This is a genomic window from Pseudomonas sp. P5_A2_2 (genome assembly GCF_054177685.1).
Map to the genome: position 1 here is coordinate 1 of NZ_JBGCUL010001016.1, position 1,557 is coordinate 1,557.

The 1,557-nt window shown below is 57.1% G+C and carries 1 protein-coding gene; it reads right to left on the minus strand.

Annotated features, from left to right (window positions below; genetic code table 11):
- Positions 1 to 1,150 (minus strand): magnesium transporter (locus ACXRVY_RS28340; protein ID WP_458238873.1); only part of this gene is annotated, 1,150 nt, incomplete at its 3' end.
- Between the last annotated feature and the right edge of the window lie 407 nt (positions 1,151 to 1,557).

Sequence of the window (1,557 nt, forward strand, 5' to 3'; positions counted from 1 at the left end):
AGGTATTGCCGGTGCTCACCTGGTCCAGCGCCATGGCCCGAACAATCATGGTGATGGTCTGGTTACCCGAGTTACCACCGATCCCCGCCACGATCGGCATCAACGCCGCAAGCGCCACGAGCTTCTCGATCGAACCTTCAAACAAACCGATGACCCGTGATGCCACGAACGCGGTAATCAGGTTGATCGCCAGCCAGGCCCAACGGTTACGCAGGGATTTCCAGACCGACGCAAAAATGTCTTCTTCTTCACGCAGACCCGCCATGTTGAGAACTTCGCTTTCGCTCTCTTCACGGATCAGGTCGACCATTTCATCGATGGTCAGACGGCCGATCAGCTTGCCGTTCTTGTCGRCCACGGGCGCGGAGATCAAGTCGTAACGCTCGAACGCCTGGGCGGCATCGTAAGCGTCTTCATCCGGGTGAAAACTCACCGGATCGCTGGCCATCACCTCGGAAACCTGTTTGTCCGGATCGTTGACCAGCAAACGCTTGATCGGCAATACGCCCTTGAGGACRCCGTCGTAGTCGACCACGAACAGCTTGTCGGTATGGCCTGGCAACTCCTTGAGACGGCGCAGATAACGCAAGACCACTTCGAGGCTGACATCCTCGCGGATGGTCACCATCTCGAAGTCCATCAGCGCACCGACCTGCTCCTCGTCATAGGACAGTGCCGAACGCACGCGCTCGCGTTGTTGCTGGTCGAGGGTCTCCATGAGCTCATGGACGACGTCTCGCGGCAGCTCGGAAGCCAGGTCAGCGAGTTCGTCGGCATCCATGTCCTTGGCGGCTGCCAGGAGCTCGTGATCGTCCATGTCGGCGATCAGGGTTTCACGAACCGAATCGGATACTTCAAGAAGGATGTCGCCGTCGCGATCGGCCTTGACCAGCTGCCAGAGCGTCAGACGATCGTCCAGCGGCAAGGCTTCAAGGATGTAGGCGACGTCGGCKGAGTGCAGGTCATCGAGCTTGCGCTGCAACTCGACGAGGTTCTGCCGGTGGACCAGGTTCTCGACCCGGTCATGATGCGGGCCTTCCTGGCGGTGAGTCAGGTCTTCTACCACTCGCTGGCGCTGCAACAACTCAACCACCTGAGCCAGGCGATCCTGCAAGCTTTCCTGCGTTTTCTTTACTTCAACATCGGACATAGGCGAACTCCACTCCCAGCAGCGGGGCACGCCGGAAGGATCAATCAGTCAATTCATGATTGGTAAAACGGGGTACTGAGTAACTACTGGGTAAGTCCATGGAGGTATTCCACAAGCCCCGGCGGGGCTGACGGGCGCAATGATACACCGCCTGACGGTTTTAAACGTTAAAAAATCTCGTCTGAAACAAGCGCTTGCACAACAAACCTGAGCATCTCCTGATTCATGAAAATGCGACGACGCATTCTGAAAAGAAAACACACCACCCCTCGAAAATTGTAGCCACTACCCTAGGGGGCGTTCTCAATTAGTTTCCCTACCGCGCCGGGTCTGCTGTTGTGCAGGGCAAGGCGCGAGAAGCGCAGTTTGGTCATTCCAAATCAGCTTCGAGCAACACAGCCCTGCAC